Origin of the sequence: Streptomyces sp. NPDC005566, from assembly GCF_040605575.1 — a bacterium.
Lineage (GTDB): Bacteria > Actinomycetota > Actinomycetes > Streptomycetales > Streptomycetaceae > Streptomyces.
This window is the reverse complement of sequence record NZ_JBEXDB010000083.1, coordinates 1-1,116: the sequence shown is the minus strand read 5'-3', so window position 1 is coordinate 1,116 and position 1,116 is coordinate 1. Positions and strand designations below refer to the sequence as shown.

General features: G+C 68.4%; 1 protein-coding gene. It reads left to right on the top strand.

Annotation, left to right across the window (positions count from 1 at the left end):
- The first annotated feature begins 123 nt into the window (after positions 1–123).
- Positions 124–1,116 carry an IS481 family transposase gene (locus ABZS61_RS34860; protein ID WP_356430560.1) on the top strand — a complete coding sequence of 331 codons (993 nt, stop codon included), beginning with the start codon at positions 124–126 and terminating at the stop codon, positions 1,114–1,116.

Sequence of the window (1,116 nt, the reverse complement as noted above, 5' to 3'; positions counted from 1 at the left end):
TGTACTGCCCAGCCAGGTTGGTCGAGTTTGTGTGACGACACGATCTGAATCTGCGAGATGACGAAGGCCTCCGGTTGTGGAGTGGAGCTGTCTAGGAACCGCTCCGCCAACCAGGAGGCCTTCGTGTCTCACGCTAACGCTGCTCTGACGCCCCGTGCACGTCTTCGCCTGGCGCGTCTGATAGTTGATGAGGGATGGCCGGTGGCCCGTGCGGCCGAGCGCTACGACGTGTCCTGGCCGACCGCCAGGCGGTGGGCCGACCGTTATGCCGAGTCCGGTCCGGCCGCGATGGCCGACCGGTCCTCACGGCCGCATCGCAGCCCGGCCCGGACCACTCAGCCGCAGGTCCGCAAGATCGTGCACCTGCGCTGGAAGCAGCGTCTTGGGCCGGTCCAGATCGCCGGACGGCTGGGCATGCCCGCCTCGACCGTCCACGTGGTGCTGACCCGGTGCCGGATCAACCGGCTCTCCCACCTCGACCGCGCCACCGGCGAGCCCGTCCGCCGCTACGAACACGATCACCCCGGCGCCATGCTCCACATCGACGTCAAGAAGCTCGGGAACGTGCCCGATGGTGGCGGCTGGCGCTACGTCGGACGCGTCCAGGGCCGCAAGAACCGGGCAGCAACGCCCGACAAGCCCCGCAACAGGTACCGCGGCCCGCTGCTGGGCACGGCGTTCGTCCACACGGTCGTCGACGACCATTCCCGAGTCGCCTATGCCGAGATCTGCGACGACGAGAAAGCCGCCACGGCAGTCGGTGTCCTTGGCCGCGCGGTCGGCTGGTTCGCCGCCCGTGGAGTGACCGTCGAGCGGGTCCTGACCGACAACGGCTCGGCCTACCGCTCCCGGCACTGGACACAGGCCTGCGCCGAACTCGCGATCACACCGAAGAAAACCCGGCCCTACCGGCCGCAGACGAACGGCAAGGTCGAACGCTTCCACCGCACCCTCGCCGACGGCTGGGCCCTGGGCCGCTTCTACTCCAGCGAATCAGCCCGCCGCAAAGCCCTGCCGGCCTGGCTCCATCACTACAATCACCACCGCCCCCACACCGCAACCGGCGGCAAACCGCCCATCACCAGATTGACCAACGTCCCTGGGCAGTACACCTAG